This is a genomic window from Cereibacter azotoformans, from assembly GCF_021391315.1.
GTDB classification, from domain to species: domain Bacteria; phylum Pseudomonadota; class Alphaproteobacteria; order Rhodobacterales; family Rhodobacteraceae; genus Cereibacter_A; species Cereibacter_A azotoformans.
The window spans coordinates 1-16,052 of record NZ_CP090023.1 but is presented as its reverse complement, the minus strand read 5'-3'; the positions used below and the strand labels follow the sequence as shown (position 1 = coordinate 16,052).

The following is a 16,052-nucleotide window of genomic DNA, read 5'->3' as shown; positions in this document are numbered from 1 at the left end:
ACCGCCTCAGACCGGGGGGCCGGGCGGGCCGAAGACGATCTGCCACATCCAGATCAGAAAGCCGTAGCCGCCGACAAAGGCGATGGACAGGAACGGCCAGATCACCGCGGCCAGCACGAAGAAGACGAACAGCTCGCCTCTCCTGCCGGTGCGGGTCATCTCGGTGGTGCGGGGGGGGTCCTCGGCCATCTCTCGCCTCACATCGGGTTGCGCCGGAGCCAGCGCCGCAGGAGCGTGATGCCAAGCGCGATCAGGCCCGCCATCAGGGCCGCGCCAAGGACATGGTTGCTCATGTAGCCAAGCTCGAAGCTGCCGTAATCCAGCCAGCTCCAGATCATGCCGATCGGGATCCCCACCAGGGCGCCGAGCAGGAAGCTCACGACTAGCGGCGCGCGGCCATGGGGTTCCTTGGATGATCCTGGGTTCCTCATGAGAAAAGGTTACTCCGTGATTGCCCTTTTGGCAACAACCGGAGAGAGATCATCCGATCGACCGATTGCCCGCCTCTTCGGCAGAGGCCCGCCACGTGACCTTGCTTGGCCCCTGAACACCCGCCCCGGCCAACTGTTCCCGAGCCCGAGGCAGGGGTCGGCCGCGCCCCTGACGCGGCCGGCCGGAGTCCTCTGGCCGATCCTGGGGCCTGCCCGGAGCTGAACAGGACGGTTCGCCGGCGCAGCCTCCGGACGTCCGGCGGTTGGTGCGCCCGCGAAGCCGCGCATCGGACAGGCGATTGAAGGGGGCGCCGGCGCTACAGGGGCCGGGCGTAGCGGCGTTCCAGACCGGCCAGCACCACGGCCCGGTCTCTCTCCTGCATGGCGTCGAGGCTCTGCACGCAGAACGAGGAGAAGGCCCCGGCGTTCAGCTGCTCCATGATCGTTTCGAGGGCCGCGCCGGTCGGGCGTCCGGGGCGGATGTAGCCGACATCGACCGCCGGCAGCACCCGCGCCCCGGCCGCGATCTCGAGATGGTTGGACAGGCCGATCGGCGAGAACTGCGCGGCCGAGCGGAAACGGTGGCCCGCCTGCCGCCGCAGGGCCTCGGGATCCCCGGCATGGAAGCGCGCCAGCATGTCCCGATGCAGCGGATGCGGCTGATGGCCGACCACGAGATAGTGCGAGGTCGCGCCCGCCAGCCGCGCCGCCGCCCGTTGCGCGGCGACATAGCCGGGGCGGTCGCGCCCGATCCAGCGTTTCAGCCGCGCCCAGACTGGGTTCGGAAAGCGCCGCATCCGGCCGCGCAGCACCGCGCGCTCGCCCTCGAAGAAATGGCTCTCCTCCAGCGGGCGGCCGATGAAGATGTCGTCGTTGAGATAGATGAACCGCGGCGCGAGGTCGGGCACCCGATGGATCATGCTCTCGATCGAGAGCGAGGAGAACACCGGCAGCAGGTCGGCATGCTCGCCATAGATGGCGCGGTGATCGACCACCCGGATGCGGTCCCGGGGCGCGGGATCGGCCAGAAGGGGATCGAGCACGGCGGGATGCTGGTTGTCGGTGACGACATGGATGCGCCGGACGAACGGGCAGAAGCGCAGGATCGACAGGACGCAGAAGCGGATCTCGCCGTCGCTGGCGAAGCGGGTGGCGGCGGCGGCCTCGGGATGGATGCCGGCCGCCGCCTGATGGCGCAGGCGCTTGGCGCGATGGGTGGGGTCGGAGCCGTCAACCCAGGTGATCACGGCATCGATCATGGCGGGCTCCTCGGGATCATCCGGTCGCCGACTGGATACAAACCGGGGGGACGGGCCGCAAGCGCGGGATGGGCGGGGCGGCCCGCAGGGCCCCGACACCGGCCGCAGTCGGCCGCGTCATCGGCGGCGGGCGGCGCGGCCGGCCCGGAGGGGCTGGCATCCGCCGGCTGCACTTGACTTCGCGGAGCGGATGCGACTTCTCGGCAGGACCGGGCGTGGATCGGTCGGGCGGGGCCGGCAGGCGACGGGCCGGCAGGATGTCAACGGCAAGGACGGCAGGATGCTCAAGCAGGTCATCTGCATCAACTGGGGCACGAAATACGGCCCCCGCTTCATCAACCGGCTCTACGCCATGGTGGCGCGCAACATCACGCCGCCCTTCACCTTCACCTGCTTCACCGACAATGACACCGGCATCCGGCCGGAGGTGGACTGCCAGCCGCTGCCGCCGCTCGATTTCGTCATGCCGAAGAACACCAAGGGCAAGTGGCCCAAGGCGCGCCTCTGGAGCCCGACGCTCGGCTCGCTCACGGGGCCGGTGCTGTTTCTCGACCTCGATCTGGTGATCACCGGCTCGCTCGACGACTTCTTCACCTATGGCGACCCCGACCGGGTGATCCTGGCGCGCAACCCCGCTAAGCCCTTCGAGCGGCTGGGCCAGACCTCGGTCTTCCGCTTTCCGGTGGGCGCGCTGGCCCCGCTGCAGGAGAGGTTCCTCGCCGATCCGCAGGGGGTGGCCGACGAATACCGCTTCGAGCAGCGCTTCGTGACGCGCAATGCGCCGGGCGGGGTGGACCTGTTCCCGAAGGCCTGGGTGAGGCATTTCCGCTACCAGTGCATGTTGCCCTTCCCGCTCAACCTGGCCCTGCCGCCGCGCCTGCCGCAGGGCACGAAGATCGTGATCTTCCCCGGCGGGGTGCATCCCGAACATGCGATCCAGGGCGGCTGGGTGCACCGCGAGGGCTGGACGCTGGGCCAGCATCTGAAGGGGCTGGCCACGCGGCACGAGGACGGATCGCGCTGGCGCTACCTGCGGCATTACATGAAGCCCACCTCCTGGGTGGCCGACCACTGGACGGAATAGGCGATCCCGCATCCGGACGTCTCCCGGCCCCGACGGCTGCGGCCCCGGCGTGACAAGGTCACAGACAGCGGCCCCCGTCCGGCCCATGAGCGCGAGGGCCGCATCCGGGAGGAGGGACGGGACATGACCGACACGCCGGGCCTTGCGTTCTGGAACCGGGTGGCCGACCGCTATGCGGCGCGGCCCGTCCGCGAGCCGGAGGCCTACGAGGACACGCTCGCCCATGTCGCCGCCCATCTTGCCCGCTCGGACCGGGTGCTAGAGATCGGCTGCGGCACCGGCAGCACCGCGCTGCGGCTCGGCGGCGGCGTGGCCCTCTGGCGGGCGACCGACGCCTCGCCCGAGATGATCCGCATCGCCGGCGCGAAACCGGCGCCGGCCAGCGTCCGCTTCGCCCGGGCCGAGGCCGGAGAGGCCGTCGAGGGGGGTCCCTTCGACGTGGTCTGCGCCTTTCACCTCCTGCATCTGGTGCCCGATCTCGAGGCGACGCTCGCCCGGATCCATGCCCGTCTCGAGCCGGGTGGGCTCTTCATCAGCAAGACCTGGTGCTTTGGCGACATGAGCCGGCGCCTGCGGCTGCTGATCCCGCTCCTGCGGCTCTTCGGCCTGTTCCCGCCGGCCCGCGCGCTCACGGCCCGCGCGCTCCGCGAGGCCATCCGCGCGGCCGGCTTCGAGATCGAGGACGAGCGCACCTTCGGCCGGAGCCGCCACGCCCCCTGCATCATCGCCCGCAAGCCGGCCTGAGCCCGGGCGGCCGGATCCGCAGGCCGCTCACGCCTTCACGCCCGGCCTTCCGGGAGGAGCCGGAACAAGACCCTTGCCCCGGCGGTTGCGCGCGCTCGCACCGAAAGGAGGAGGGATGGACCTGATGCAGCCTTTCCGCGCTGCCCCGCCGGCGGCCCGTGCCCGTTCCGGGAGGACGGGCCGGTGATCCCGCTCGCGCTTCATGCCGCGCTCGACGGCCTCTCGGCCGTGGCGCTGATGGCCGGGCCGCGCCTTCTCGGCTGGCCGCGCCCTCTCTCCGAACCGCTGTTCCTTGCCGGGGCGGGCGTGGCCGCCTACAGCCTGGCCACCCGCTACCGGCCCGAGGCGCCGGGGCTGATCAGCTTCGACGAGCACCGGATGCTCGACGCGGCGCAGGGGGCGGCCTTCTGCCTGGCCGCGGCACGGATGGGCGGGCCGACCCCGGCCCGACGGTCGCTGGCCGCCTACGGGCTCTTCTCGTTGGCCGCCGCCGCCCTCACGCAGGGCGAGCCTTCACATCGGACGGGACGAAGGACGGGAGGGCCGCCCCGCGCGCCCGCCGGAGGTGGGGCGCACCGGAGATAAAGGTTCCTTTGATCTGGATCAAATCAGGATGCCGCCGTCTCTGGAATGCTGGGGGCTCCGCCGGGCCCGGACGGCCCCGCCTCATCCCCACCGGCCGCAGCTCCGGGGACCGCCATCCGCATGAACCCGCAGGACCTTCGGAGGAGCCCATGCCCATCCATCTTCTGTCCGCACCCTCCGCCTGCCTCGTCGCGGTCGTGCTTCTTGCCATCGGGCTCAGGCGGCGCGACTTCATCGCGGCCCTGCCTCCGGGCGATCCGCTGCGCGCCTATCACGACGCGACCCGGACACGGGACATGCGCGACGGCCGGAAGCTCACCCTGATCCTCCTGGCCTATCTCGTCTTCGTGCTGGGTCTGGCGGCGGCGGGCCTCGGCCAGACCCCCACGGGGGCGGCGCACGGCATCCTCGGGATCGCGTTGCTCTTCAGCGGCAGCCTTGCGCTTCTGGTCATCCGCTGCGGCGCGAACCAGCCGGGGCGGGGCATGATCATGCTGCCCCCGGCGCTGCTTCTGCTGTTCGGCCTGACCTACCCGATGCTGGCCTGATCCGGCGCCCGGCGGCCCCGGAGGCGCCCCGCCACGGCCGCACCCGTCGGACGCGCGCCGCTTTTCCGGGCAGGAGGCCCGGCACCGCCCGGCAAACGGACAAGCCGCCCCCATGGCCGGCCGGAATCCCGATCGGGATTGATCCGCGGTCACGATCCTGCGATGTTATGCGGATACTCTGCTTTTTCTGCACGGCGACCCCGCCGGATTTATTCAATGATGTTCTTTACGAGGAAATCGGCATGGAGTCCGATACCCTGTCCGCTCATTCGCGGAGCTTTCCCGATCCCGCCCCGCTGCCCGTGGCGGCCGCGATCTCTCCGGTTCTCGTCGTCGATCTCGACGGAACCCTCCTCGCCTCCGACATGCTGCACGAGACCTTCTGGTCGGCGGTCGGGCGCGACTGGACGATCCCCGTCCGGGCCGGGCTGGCGCTGCTGCGCGGCAAGGCCGCGCTGAAGCGGGTGCTGGCCGCCGCGGCCGCGGTGGACGTGACCCTGCTGCCCTACGACCCGGGCGTGATCGCCGAGATCGCGGCCTGGCGGGACGGCGGGGGACGGGTGGTGCTGGTGACGGCCTCGGATCAGGCGCTGGCCGAGGCGATCGCCGCCCATCTGGGCCTGTTCGACGAGACCCATGGCTCGGACGGGGCGCAAAACCTCAAGGGGCCGGTCAAGGCCGCCTTCCTGAACGCGCGCTTCGGGGCGGGCTGCTATGCCTACATGGGCGACAGCGCGGCCGATCTCGAGGTCTGGCGCCATGCGGCGCGCGCGATCACGGTGAATGCGCCGGCCGACCTGCGCCGCAGGGCCGAGGCCCTCGGGGTCGAGACCGCCCATCTCGTGACCCGGCCCCGGACCCCCGGCCCCTATCTCCGGGCGCTCCGCCCGCACCAGTGGCTGAAGAACCTGCTGGTCTTCATGCCGATGCTGGCCGCCCATGACCTCTCGGCGGGAACGGTGGCGGCGAGCCTCCTGGCCTTCCTCGGCTTCTCGCTGATCGCCTCGAGCGTCTATGTGATCAACGACCTGATCGATCTCGACGCCGACCGCGCGCATCCGAGGAAACGCCGCCGGCCCTTCGCCTCGGGCGCGGTGCCCATTGCGCGGGGGGGCGCGCTCGGCCTTGGGCTGATCGCGGCGGGGGCGCTGGCGGCGCTGGCGCTGGGGCCGACCTTCGCCGCGGTGATGCTGGGCTATCTCGTGGTCACCTTCGCCTATTCCTTCGTGCTCAAGCGCCGCGCGATCATCGATATCTGCGTGCTGGCGGGCCTTTACACGATCCGCATCATCGCCGGAGGGGCGGCGACGGGGATCGAGCTCTCGGTCTGGCTTCTGGCCTTCTCGATGTTCTTCTTCCTGTCGCTGGCGGCGGTGAAGCGGCAGGCGGAACTCATCGACACGCTGCGCCGCGGGCAGGAGATCGCGCGCGGGCGCGGCTACCGGGTCGAGGATCTGCCGCTGGTGGGCGCCATGTCGGTGGCGGCGGGCTATGTATCGGTGCTGGTCATGGCGCTCTATGTCAACGCCGCGGAGGTGGTCGAGCTCTATCCCCATCCGGCCGCGCTCTGGGGCATCTGCGCGGTGCTGCTCTACTGGCTGTCGCGCACGGCGCTCATCACCCACCGCGGCGAGATGCACGACGATCCGGTGATCTTCGCCGCACGCGACCGGGTGAGCCGGATCTGTGGGTTGGTGATCCTCAGCTTCGCGCTGGTGGCGTCGGGGAGGCTCGTGTGAGCCTCGGCACTCTCGTCCTGCGCTACGGCTTCTTTGCGGTGCTGGCGACGCTGGCCAATCTGGGCACCCAGCGACTGGTGCTGCTGGGCGGCGGCGAGGCGCGCCTCTTCCTGCCGGCGCTGGCGATGGGCACGCTGGTCGGGCTGGTGGTGAAATATCTGCTCGACAAGCAGTGGATCTTCTTCGATCGCGCGGCGGGCCTCGGCGCGCATGGGCGCAAGTTCTCACTCTACACGCTGATGGGTGTGGCGACGACGGCGCTCTTCTGGGGCACCGAGACGCTTTTCTGGTGGATCGGCGGAACCCATGCCGCGCGCGAGACGGGCGCGGTGCTGGGTCTCGCCGTCGGTTATGTGGTCAAGTACAACTTGGACAAGCAGTATGTTTTCCGTCAGCTCGAATGAACTTTCCCGCGAACGCGGAGCCCTCACCGGAAGGACGTTCGCCACCCTCTGCCTTGCGATCTTCCTCTTCCTCAGCGCCTTCGTGGTGTGGAAGGCGTGGCAGGCGGCCGACGGACATCTGATCTTCACGCTCGATGATCCCTACCTCCATCTGGCCGTGGCCGAGACCCTGCTGCAGGGTGGCTATGGGGTGAACTTCCCCCAGACGTCCTCGCCCTCCTCCTCGATCCTCTACACGCTTCTTCTGGCGCCGTTCGTCGCCCTCGGGGCCGGAGCGGCGGGGGCGCTCGGCCTGTCGCTGACCGCGCAGGGGGCGGCCGTCTGGCTCGTCGCGCGGCTGATCTGGGATCATCTGCTCGAGGCCCTGCCCGAAGGTCTGCGCCTTCCCGCCGGGTTGGGCGCCGCCCTGCTGACGGGCCTTCTGGCCGTCTCTCCGGCGGTGTCCCGGCCCGGTCGACCGGTGGCGGCGGTGGCGACTGCCGCCACCGGGGCGCACCTCATTTTCGGGAAGTTCGGTTGGCTCGGCCGCTATGAGCCCTATGCCGTGGCCCTTGCGCTCGTTGCGCTGACGGCGGCCGGCGGGCGGGCCCTGTCCACGCTTCGGCCCGTCTGGGCCGGGCCCACGGTGTCCCTTGCGGTTCTGGGCGTGGTGGCGGTTCCCTTCCTTACGCCGGCGAAGGACACGCCCGCCGCGTCCCGCAACATTTTCGAACAGCAATACCAGATGCACCGGTTCACGACCGAATTCTTTCCCCGGACGGTGGCGGTGAACGCTCTCGGCTGGGTCGCCTACCGGAACGACGGCCATGTGCTGGATCTCTGGGGGCTCGGCTCGGAGGAGGTGCGGCGCGCCACGCGCAGCGCCGGCGGCCTCACCCCCGAACTCATCGCAGAGCTTGCGGACCGGAAGGGCGCCGTCTACGCGATGATCTACGACCGCTGGTTCAAGGGGCGGGTTCCCCCCTCCTGGTGCCGCATGGCGGTCCTTCGGACGAGCCTCGTCACCGCCGGCTCCGACGAGGTCTCGTTCTACCTGATCGACCCGGCCGAGGCACCTGCGATGGCCGGGGCGCTGGCCCGTTTCGCCCCGACCCTGCCGGCCGGCGCCTCGTTGGAGGTGATCCCATGCCCGCGCCCGTGACGCTGTCCGGCTGGGGGCGCTTTCCCCGGCAGCCGACGCGGCTCGTGGCGCCGCGGGGGGACGAGGGCTTTGCCCGGCTTCTGGCGGCCGGCGAGGGGCTGATCGCGCGGGGCAACGGGCGGGCTTACGGCGACGCCGCGGTGGGCCGCCCGGTGACCTCCGCCACCCGCCATCTCGACCGGATGATCGCCTTCGACCCGGCCACGGGACAGCTGGTGGCCGAGGCGGGAGTGACGCTGGCCGAGGTGATCGCGGCCTTCCTGCCGCGCGGCTGGTTTCCCTCGGTCACGCCGGGCACCCGCTTCGTCACGCTCGGCGGGGCGATCGCCGCCGATGTCCATGGCAAGAACCACCACCGCGACGGCAGCTTCGGCGCCTTCGTGGACTGGCTCGACCTGATGGGCCCTGACGGCACCGTCCGCCGTTGCTCGCGCGGCGAGAACGCCGATCTCTTCGGCTGGACGCTGGGCGGGATGGGGCTGACCGGGATCATCCTGCGCGCGGCCATCCGGCTGCGGCCGGTGGAGACCGGCTGGATCCGGCAGGAGACGCGGCCGGCGGCCGATCTCGACGCGGCCATCGCCCTCATGGAAGAGGCCAGGCCCGCGACCTATTCCGTCGCCTGGATCGACTGCCTGAGCCAGGGGGCGGCGCTCGGCCGCTCGCTGGTGCTGATCGGCGAACATGCCACGGGCGCCGAGCTCACCCCGCGCGAGCGGCCCCATCCCTGGGGCCCGGCGCGCCGCAGCCGCACCGTGCCCTTCGACGCGCCGCCGGGACTTCTGAACGGCTGGACGGTCGGCGCCTTCAACGCGCTCTACTGGCGCAACGGGCTGCGCGCGCAGGGCACGCGCCTCGTGGACTGGGAGAGCTACTTCTACCCGCTCGACGCGATCCTCGGCTGGAACCGGATCTACGGGCCGCGGGGATTCGCGCAATATCAATGCGTGCTGCCCCTGGCCGAGAGCGCGCGCGGCCTGCGCCGGCTGATCGAGGCGATCGGCGCGGCGGGCGCGGGCTCGTTCCTGTCGGTGCTCAAGCGGCTCGGCGCGCAGGAGAGCCGCTTCTCCTTCCCGATGGAGGGCTACACGCTGGCGCTCGACTTTCCCGTCGGCCGCCGCAGCCTCGCGCTGATGGAGCGGCTCGACCGGATCGTGCTCGATCACGGCGGCCGCTTCTATCTGGCCAAGGACGCCCGGATGGGCGCCGCGACACTGGCCGCCTCGGACCCCCGGGTGGCGCACTTCACCGCGATGCGGGCAGGGGCGGGGCTGGCCGCCGCCTTCCGCAGCGCGCAATCCGAAAGGCTCGATCTGTGACGAAAGACCCGGTTCTCATCCTCGGCGCGGGCTCGGACATCGCCCGGGCCATCGCCCGCCGCCTGGCCGCCGACGGCCATCCGCTGCAACTGGCGGCGCGGGACGCGGCCCGGCTGGAGGCGGACCGCCGCGATCTCGAGCTGCGCCACGCCGTGGCGGTCACGCTGCACGAGTTCGACGCCTGCGACATCGCCGCCATCCCCGCCTTCCTCGACGGGCTGCCCGCCCTTCCGGGCATCGCCGTCTCGGCCGTGGGCCTTCTGGGCGCGCAGGCGGCCTCGGAACGCGATCCGGCGGCGGCGCTGGCGGTCCTGCGGACGAATTTCGAGGGCCCCGCCATGGTCTTCGCCGAACTGGCCAACCGGATGGAGGCGCAGGGGCGGGGCACGCTGGTGGGCATCTCCTCGGTCGCCGGCGACCGGGGACGCGCCACGAACTACATCTACGGCGCGGCCAAGGCGGGCTACACCGCCTTCCTGTCGGGCCTGCGCAACCGGCTCGCCCGCAAGGGCGTGCAGGTGATCACCGTCCTTCCGGGCTTCGTGGCGACCCGGATGACCGAGGGCATGAACCTGCCCGCCCGGCTGACCGCCCGGCCCGAGGAGGTCGCCGAAGCCGTCGCCCGCGCGATCGGGCGCCGCCAGGACGTGATCTATGTCCGCCCGGTCTGGCGCCTCATCATGGCCATCATCCGCGCCCTGCCCGAGGCGCTGTTCAAGAGGCTGAAACTGTGACGGACACTCCTGCCCGATCCCGGCCGTCCACACCGGCGGCGACAGGCCGGCCCCTCCGCTCGCCCGAGGCGCTGATGACCGGGCTGGCCCGGATCACCGGGGCGCATCTGGCCCTCATGATCCTTGCGGCCGCCCTGCTGGTCCTCGGCACCTCGAGCGACCTGCTGCGGATCCCCTACGGCGCGCAGCTTCTTGCCGCCGCTGGCCTGGGCCTCGCGGCCCTGCCGCTCCTCCTGCACCGCTTCGGTGCGGTGGCGCTGGCGGCCCTGGCGGGCGGGCTGCTGCTCTTCGGCCTGATCGCCCTCGTCTCGGTCGATGTCTCGCACGACGGGATGCGCTACCACCTTCCCGCCGCGCTCGAGATCCGCGAGGGGCGCAACGTGATCTTCGACCAGGGCAGCTCGCTCTGGTCGAACATCTATCCCTCCGGCAGCTGGCGCCTCATGGCCTATGCGCTGGCAGCCTTCGAGCCGATCAACCCCGGCGTCATCCTGAACGGGCTGGCGGTCACGAGCCTCTTCCTGCTGGCGCTCACGCTGCTGTCCGAGGACCGGCTGCAGGCCGGGCGGCCACTGCCGCGCGAGATCCCGATCCAGGCGGCGCTGATCGCCTGTTCGCCGGTCATGGTGGGCCAGTTCCTGAGCGGGATGGTGGACGGGCTGGTCTGCACGCTCTTCCTGATGCTGGCGCTGCTGCTGATCCGCCGGCCGCACCATCTCTTCGGCCCCCGGATCACGACCCTGGCCATCGTGGCGCTGGCGGTGCTTCTGGGCTCGGTCAAGAGTTCCTCGCTCTTCTTCCTGACCGTCTTCTTCTGCGGGGCGCTGGCCTGCGAGCTGGCCCGGTCCGAGCGGCGCCAAGCGCGCGCGACGCTGGTGACGGGCCTCGTGGCGGCGGCGCTGGTGCTCTTCGTGAACATCCGCCCCTACGCGACCCATGTCTTCGAATACGGGACGCTGCTGCCGGATTCCGGCATGATCCTCGGCAACCTGATGCCGAAGAACATCGAGAACGGCTCTCATCTGTCGGACCTCGCCCATCTGGTGTTCGGCGTCACCGGCCCGATCTCCTGCTGCGACCTGCCGGCACAGCTGAAGATCCCCTTCACCTTCACCTGGCAGGAGCTGGACAGCGCCGATACCGACCCCCGCACCGGCGGCTTCGGCCCGTTCTTCAGCGGCACCCTCGTGCTGGCCGCGGTCTTCCTGGCGATCTACCGGCCGGGGCCCCTCTCGCGGCTGCAGAAGGATCTCCTCGTCGTGGCCGCGATCTGCACGGCGGCCGTCGTCCTGTTCCCCGAGCCCTGGTGGGCGCGGCTGGTGCCCATGCTGGCGCCGGCGCTCCTGCTGCTGTTCCTGGCCCTGTCCGGGCGGGTGCCGGCGGCGCTGCGCGCGGTCTTCCTGGGCGTCTGCGCGCTCAATACCGCGATCTTTGCCGCCAATGCGGCGCTGACCGAGGTCTGGATGCATCGCCAACTCAGGTCCGAACTGGCCGCAGGCGAGGCCGGCGGCCCCTTGGCGGAGGCGCGCGCGCGCTCGTCGCGCTATGATGCCGCGGTCCGCCATGTCCTGCAGAGGATGGGCGACTGACCCCACCCCCGGCGCCCCCCCGGCCGCGGCCGGGGGCCCTTGCCCAACCTATACAGGCGCCCGCGGATGAGGCATGGTCGCGCCGATCCATTGCCGGAGCCTGTGTTTTCAATATCCGATTGCCGTTCGCCCCTTCGGGCCCCCCTCCCCGCCCTTTCCGGCCCGGAGTCCGCGCGTGGCTGAGACGGGCCTGTCGGTGCCGGACGGGCTGAAACGCAAGACGGCCCTAGCCATGCTCTGGTCGGTCCTGCGGTCGGCCTGGCCAATCTGGCCACCTTCCTCCTCTTCATCCTGCTGGCCCGGCTGCTCGGACCGGCCGAGTTCGGCATCTTCGTCTTGGCGAGGGGACCCGGATCCTGGCGAGCGCGGGCCTGCCCGATGCGGTGATCCGCGAGCAGGAGCTTGACGAGACGCTGGCCGACACGGCCTTCTGGGCGACGATCGGGCTGTCGGCGCTGGCCGGGGCCGCGGCCTTCGCGGCCCCCCCCTTTATGCGCAGCTCGTGGGCCAGGAGGAGGTGACGGCCGTCGTCCGCTGGCTGGCGGTCCTCCTACCCTTCTCGGCGCTCGGCACGATCCACGCCGCCCGCCTCGCGTGCGACTTCCGCCAGAAGAGCCTCGCGCTGCAGTCCATGCCGCGAGCCTTGCTCGGGCAGCGCCGCCATCGCCGCGGCCTAGGCCGGCTGGGGCATCTGAGCGCTGGTGGTGCAGTCGGCCGTTTCCTCGGCGGTGACGGTCTCGCTCACCTGGAAGAGCCTGCGCTGGCGGCCGGGCTCTGGCTTCCGCTGGTCCGGCTCAGGGGCATCCTCCGCTTCAGCGCCAGCATGGTGACAACGCAGCTTCTGTGGATGCTGCTCGTCCGGGTGCAGGACCTGTTCCTCGCCCGCTGGCACGGGGCCGAGGCGGTGGGCACCTACCGCGTCGCCTGGCGGCTGATCGAGCTGATCGGCCAGTCGGTGCTGGCGCCCGCCCTCTCGATCGTCATCTGCGCCCGCAACCGTGACCACCGGCTCATGCTCGCAGCACTGGCCGCGATCCGAAGCGGTGGCCTTGGAAGGTGCTGGTGATCGGCAATGCCCCGAGCGACATGACGCCCACGGCGATCCGCGCCTTCGGCACTCTTGGCGGCAACTGCGGATGCTGCGTCACGATCGGATCGGCCTCGGCGCAGCGCGCGACTTCGTCTGGCGCGAGGCTCGAGGGGCGCTAACGGCCTTTGCCGACCATCCCGAGGAGGGGGCGGGCGCATCCTGCCGCACGATCCCTCTCACGCGCATGTCACCATTGACGAGCGCGAGGCGCTGGCGGTCGTGCCCGCAGGCCCTCGTCGAACCGGCATCTTCCACGGCGCCAACCTCTCGGTCCGGCGCACGGCGCTGGAGCGGCCGAGCCGCCTTCTTCGACCCGCCCGCGCCGCACTGTCCGGCACGATCATGGCCGAACTGCCCCGGCTGATGGCGGCCTACAACCGTTGCCGCGGCGCCTATTATGCGTAATTCGCGGGACTGCCCGACCCGCGCGCGCCTACCTGATGGACTGGTTACACAGGGCCGGCCGATGCGCTTCCGCAGCGATCTGGCGGGCATGGGGCGCGAGATCGGCTCGGGCCTGCTTCTGGCGTGGCCCTCGGCAGGCGAGCCCCCACCAGCACCGGAGCGGCACCCCGAGGATCCATACCCGTCCGGGTCTCGCGGCGCGCACCGCGGCCGTCCTCGGGTCGCCGGTCCGGGCGGCTCAAGCCTGGGCGGTCAGCCAGTCGCGCAGCCGTTCGCAGAAGGCCTCGTCCACCGCCGGACCATAAAGCACCAGTTCTCCACGCGCGGCGCCCTTCAGGAAAAGCCCCGGCCGCACCTCGGACGCCGGAGCGGCCGACCTCGGCCGCGGGGCCCGGGCCGCGTCCGGCACAGGCCTGTCCGCGCCCTGCCCCGCCTCGGCCGCGGGCGTCTCGGTCGCCGGCTCCGCCGCCACCTGATCGGCGATCAGCTGCAGTTCGGCCTCGGCCGTATCCGGTGCGCCCGCGGCCAGCGCCGCCACGAGCCGCGCGGCAAAGCCCGCCTCCTCCTCAAGCCGCCGCGCCAGCGCCAGCCCCAGCCGCTCGGGCAAGGCCGAGGGAAAGCGCAGCGCGCCGTCCAGCACATGGTAGATCCCGAGGAACGAGCCGATCTTGGACCGCTTGGCCCGGCTTGCCGAGGCATAGAGCTGCTGGAGCGCCAGCTTCTCGGTCGCGAAGACCCCGGCATCGACCGCCTTGGCCGCAATCCGCGCCCGCTCGAAATAGGAGAGCCCGAGGCGGATCTCGTTCTCCTCGACCATCGCCACATAGGCCGCGGCCGCCGTGTCGGGGCGGCGCAGGATGGCGAGGACGGTGGCAAAGCGCTCCTCGCCCGTCTCGGCCAGCAGGCGGCGCAGCGCGGTAACCCGGCGCCAGCCCGAGATCAGGCCAAAGCGGCCCTCGCCCATGTCGGCCACCTCGATCGGGCTGCGCTGGCCATGGGTCGCGAGGCTGGTCATCAGACTTGCCAGCTCTTCGGTCTCGATACCCAGCCGGTCGCGGACCAGCCAGCCCTCCTCGATCCGGTCCAGCTCCAGCCGCAGCATCAGCCGGCCCTCGCTGCGGGCCGAGGTCAGTTCCTCGGCCACCTCGCGCAGCGCGGCGGTCGCCGCCGCCTCGCCGGTGACCCGGCTGATCGGCGCGGGCGCGAGGCCGGGGCCGATCATCGACTTGGTCTCGGGGGCCGCCGTGGGGGCGGAACCGCCGAGGGGCGGCACTGTCAGTCGCTTGCGCTTGGCCATGGGCCGGTCTCTCCTGTCCCTCGGGCGGCGGATTTGTTTCGCGCGCGAAACAAATCGCTGGCCCTGTCGCCGCTCGTCGCCGCCATTTGTTCCGCGCGCGAAAGGCCTGTCGTCCGTTTCTCGCGCAAGATCATCATCCCCTGCTTACCGCAGGGAGCGGGCGTCATTTGTTTCGCGCGCGAAACATTCATCCCTAGTTTCCTGCGTGAAACGGGCAGGGCAGGGGGCTCACTCCGCCGCCTCGGCCGCCGCCAGTTCCTCGCGCCGCCAGATGCCGACCAGCAGCCGCTTGAAGGCGGCGTAGGTGGCGTCGAAGGTCTCGCGGCCGCGGATGTAGGTGTCGCGGTTGAAGTCGCGGTAATCGGCCTCGTAGATGCCGTTCACCTGCTCGCCCGCCTGGCCGATCAGCGCGGTGAAATCCTGGCGCTCGGGCGCCATGGTGCGGCCCATGTAGGCCTGCATCAAGGCCGCCATCTCGCCCTGCTGCGCCCCGTCGTAGCGCGTCAGAACCGCCCGCACCGCATCCCATTCGAAGGACAACTCCTCGCGCCCCAGCGCGCGCGCGGCGATGTTCTCGCCCTCCTCGATCGAGCGGAAGGTCGAATGGAGCATGTCGAAGAAGCGCCCCGTCGAGTCGAACTCGAGAAACGAGGCCCCGAGCGGTACCAGCAGGATGTCGGCGGCCGCGAGCCCATTGATCGTCAGGTAGCCGAGCGCTGGGGGGGTATCGATGAAGATCACGTCATAGCCGTCGAGCACGCCATCCTCGGCCAGCACATCGGTCAGCGCGTCCCAGAGCTTCCAGCTGCGCCCCTGCATCCGCCAGACCGGGATTTGGAACTCGGCCCAGTAGAGGTTCAGCTGCGCGCCGATCAGGTCGATGTTGGGCCAGTGGGTCTTCGCGATGAGGTCGCCCGCGCGGATCTTCAGCGCCTCGTTCAGCGTCTCGTCGAGCGGCACCGGCGGGTCGCCGCGCGCGACGCGCAGCCGGTTCTCGGACTGTAGGTGGCCGGCGTAGTGGCGGGCGAGGAGGGGGAAGACGGTGCCCCATTCGTCGGCCACCCGGCCACCGAAGATCGAGGTCATCGAGCCTTGGGAATCCAGGTCGATCACCAGCACCCGGTAGCCGTCGAGCGCGGCCGACATGGCCAGATGCGCGGCCGTCGAGGTCTTGCCGACCCCGCCCTTGAAGTTCGCGACGGCCACCATCTTGGCGGGCAATCCGGCGGGGCGGTAGGGGCGGTATTCCTTCGCCTTCGACCCTTCCGCCGCGAAATGGGCGCGCAGCCGCAGCACCTCGTCGAGGGCGAACCACTTGGCCCCGCCCTCGGTCTCCGAGATGCCCTGCGGCAGGTCGGGATTGGCCTTCAGCACCCGGCGGAAATGGGCGGTGGCGACGGGGATCAGGTAGCGGGTGATCTCCCAGGTCGAGAAGAGCCGCAGGCTCTTGCGGCCCTCCTCGTCGAGCCCGCGCGCCGCGAGATCCTCGCGCCCTTGGGCGCAGGAGCGGGCGATCTCGGCAAAGCCCGCGGTGGTCAGCGGCGCCTCGAGCTCGGCCAGCGCCGCGTCGGGCGCTATGTTGAAATAAGGCGGCAGCGGCACCTGCGGTTCGCGCGCGGGCGGCCCCTTGCGCAGTTCCACCCGGCCGCGTGCGGCGGTCTTCCGTCCCTTGGCCTCGGCCAT

18 protein-coding genes are annotated in these 16,052 nt (G+C 71.1%); 13 read left to right on the top strand and 5 right to left on the bottom strand.

The annotated features are described in order from the left end of the window. Positions 1-6: 6 nt before the first annotated feature. The 3 genes from napE to LV780_RS19475 form a co-directional block, all read right to left on the bottom strand. Complete coding sequence (napE, locus tag LV780_RS19485; protein WP_011911099.1) at positions 7-189, bottom strand: periplasmic nitrate reductase, NapE protein; 183 nt, start codon at positions 187-189, stop codon at positions 7-9. A gap of 8 nt (positions 190-197) precedes the next feature. After that, the gene (locus tag LV780_RS19480) at positions 198-380 is read right to left on the bottom strand and encodes a hypothetical protein (protein WP_044249652.1); all 183 of its coding nucleotides are present in this window, start codon (positions 378-380) and stop codon (positions 198-200) included. A 368-nt stretch (positions 381-748) separates the two neighbouring features. Further along, positions 749-1,690, bottom strand: a complete 942-nt coding sequence (locus tag LV780_RS19475) for a Stealth CR1 domain-containing protein (RefSeq protein WP_117345133.1) — start codon at positions 1,688-1,690, stop codon at positions 749-751. Positions 1,691-1,970: 280 nt separating this feature from the next. Here LV780_RS19475 and LV780_RS19470 point away from each other — a divergent pair, with 280 nt between their 5' ends. The 13 genes from LV780_RS19470 (at position 1,971) to LV780_RS19410 (ending at position 13,072) form a co-directional block, all read left to right on the top strand. Then, the gene (locus LV780_RS19470; RefSeq protein ID WP_011911102.1) at positions 1,971-2,774 is read left to right on the top strand and encodes a hypothetical protein; all 804 of its coding nucleotides are present in this window, start codon (positions 1,971-1,973) and stop codon (positions 2,772-2,774) included. 123 nt (positions 2,775-2,897) lie between these two features. After that, complete coding sequence (locus tag LV780_RS19465; protein ID WP_011911103.1) at positions 2,898-3,518, top strand: class I SAM-dependent methyltransferase; 621 nt, start codon at positions 2,898-2,900, stop codon at positions 3,516-3,518. A 183-nt stretch (positions 3,519-3,701) separates the two neighbouring features. Continuing rightward, the gene (locus LV780_RS19460) at positions 3,702-4,103 is read left to right on the top strand and encodes a hypothetical protein (protein WP_117345132.1); all 402 of its coding nucleotides are present in this window, start codon (positions 3,702-3,704) and stop codon (positions 4,101-4,103) included. A gap of 149 nt (positions 4,104-4,252) precedes the next feature. Beyond that, positions 4,253-4,651 (top strand): hypothetical protein, encoded by a 399-nt coding sequence (locus LV780_RS19455; protein ID WP_011911105.1) that lies wholly within the window; start codon positions 4,253-4,255, stop codon positions 4,649-4,651. Between the two features lie 242 nt (positions 4,652-4,893). Continuing rightward, a complete protein-coding gene (locus LV780_RS19450) occupies positions 4,894-6,390 on the top strand; it encodes a UbiA family prenyltransferase (protein WP_117345131.1) in 1,497 nt (498 codons plus the stop codon). Continuing rightward, positions 6,387-6,794, top strand: a complete 408-nt coding sequence (locus LV780_RS19445; protein WP_101341588.1) for a GtrA family protein — start codon at positions 6,387-6,389, stop codon at positions 6,792-6,794. The genes LV780_RS19450 and LV780_RS19445 overlap by 4 nt, the downstream gene beginning before the upstream one ends. Then, positions 6,772-7,935, top strand: coding sequence for a hypothetical protein (locus LV780_RS19440; RefSeq protein WP_117345130.1), 1,164 nt, complete (start codon positions 6,772-6,774; stop codon positions 7,933-7,935). The genes LV780_RS19445 and LV780_RS19440 overlap by 23 nt, the downstream gene beginning before the upstream one ends. Then, positions 7,920-9,254 carry an FAD-binding oxidoreductase gene (locus LV780_RS19435; protein ID WP_117345129.1) on the top strand — a complete coding sequence of 445 codons (1,335 nt, stop codon included), beginning with the start codon at positions 7,920-7,922 and terminating at the stop codon, positions 9,252-9,254. Before LV780_RS19440 ends, LV780_RS19435 begins: the two co-directional genes overlap by 16 nt. Beyond that, positions 9,251-9,988, top strand: coding sequence for an SDR family oxidoreductase (locus LV780_RS19430; RefSeq protein ID WP_117345128.1), 738 nt, complete (start codon positions 9,251-9,253; stop codon positions 9,986-9,988). The genes LV780_RS19435 and LV780_RS19430 overlap by 4 nt, the downstream gene beginning before the upstream one ends. Before the next feature lie 74 nt (positions 9,989-10,062). Next, positions 10,063-11,577 carry a hypothetical protein gene (locus tag LV780_RS19425; RefSeq protein ID WP_233864272.1) on the top strand — a complete coding sequence of 505 codons (1,515 nt, stop codon included), beginning with the start codon at positions 10,063-10,065 and terminating at the stop codon, positions 11,575-11,577. 517 nt (positions 11,578-12,094) lie between these two features. Next, on the top strand, positions 12,095-12,643 hold the full coding sequence (locus tag LV780_RS19420) for an MATE family efflux transporter (protein ID WP_117345125.1): 549 nt from the start codon (positions 12,095-12,097) through the stop codon (positions 12,641-12,643). Then, the gene (locus LV780_RS19415; protein WP_181969658.1) at positions 12,640-12,786 is read left to right on the top strand and encodes a hypothetical protein; all 147 of its coding nucleotides are present in this window, start codon (positions 12,640-12,642) and stop codon (positions 12,784-12,786) included. Before LV780_RS19420 ends, LV780_RS19415 begins: the two co-directional genes overlap by 4 nt. A 100-nt stretch (positions 12,787-12,886) precedes the next feature. Next, entirely contained in the window at positions 12,887-13,072 is a 186-nt protein-coding gene (locus LV780_RS19410) for a hypothetical protein (RefSeq protein WP_117345124.1), read from the top strand. 238 nt (positions 13,073-13,310) lie between these two features. On the opposite strand, the gene LV780_RS19405 is transcribed toward LV780_RS19410, so the two are convergent. Together LV780_RS19405 and LV780_RS19400 are read right to left on the bottom strand one after the other, a co-directional pair. Continuing rightward, a complete protein-coding gene (locus LV780_RS19405; protein WP_117345277.1) occupies positions 13,311-14,369 on the bottom strand; it encodes a ParB/RepB/Spo0J family partition protein in 1,059 nt (352 codons plus the stop codon). Between the two features lie 228 nt (positions 14,370-14,597). Then, the gene (locus LV780_RS19400; protein WP_117345276.1) at positions 14,598-16,052 is read right to left on the bottom strand and encodes an AAA family ATPase; all 1,455 of its coding nucleotides are present in this window, start codon (positions 16,050-16,052) and stop codon (positions 14,598-14,600) included.

What these genes read in the sequence shown, in the direction of transcription:
- LV780_RS19470 (WP_011911102.1), top strand. Translation starts at nt 1,971, where the DNA reads ATGCTCAAGCAGGTCATCTGCATCAACTGGGGCACGAAATACGGCCCC.
- LV780_RS19455 (WP_011911105.1), top strand. Translation starts at nt 4,253, where the DNA reads ATGCCCATCCATCTTCTGTCCGCACCCTCCGCCTGCCTCGTCGCGGTC.
- LV780_RS19475 (WP_117345133.1), bottom strand. Translation starts at nt 1,690, where the DNA reads ATGATCGATGCCGTGATCACCTGGGTTGACGGCTCCGACCCCACCCAT.
- napE (WP_011911099.1), bottom strand. Translation starts at nt 189, where the DNA reads ATGGCCGAGGACCCCCCCCGCACCACCGAGATGACCCGCACCGGCAGG.
- LV780_RS19425 (WP_233864272.1), top strand. Translation starts at nt 10,063, where the DNA reads ATGACCGGGCTGGCCCGGATCACCGGGGCGCATCTGGCCCTCATGATC.
- LV780_RS19465 (WP_011911103.1), top strand. Translation starts at nt 2,898, where the DNA reads ATGACCGACACGCCGGGCCTTGCGTTCTGGAACCGGGTGGCCGACCGC.
- LV780_RS19400 (WP_117345276.1), bottom strand. Translation starts at nt 16,052, where the DNA reads ATGGCCGAGGCCAAGGGACGGAAGACCGCCGCACGCGGCCGGGTGGAA.
- LV780_RS19435 (WP_117345129.1), top strand. Translation starts at nt 7,920, where the DNA reads ATGCCCGCGCCCGTGACGCTGTCCGGCTGGGGGCGCTTTCCCCGGCAG.
- LV780_RS19405 (WP_117345277.1), bottom strand. Translation starts at nt 14,369, where the DNA reads ATGGCCAAGCGCAAGCGACTGACAGTGCCGCCCCTCGGCGGTTCCGCC.
- LV780_RS19450 (WP_117345131.1), top strand. Translation starts at nt 4,894, where the DNA reads ATGGAGTCCGATACCCTGTCCGCTCATTCGCGGAGCTTTCCCGATCCC.
- LV780_RS19440 (WP_117345130.1), top strand. Translation starts at nt 6,772, where the DNA reads ATGTTTTCCGTCAGCTCGAATGAACTTTCCCGCGAACGCGGAGCCCTC.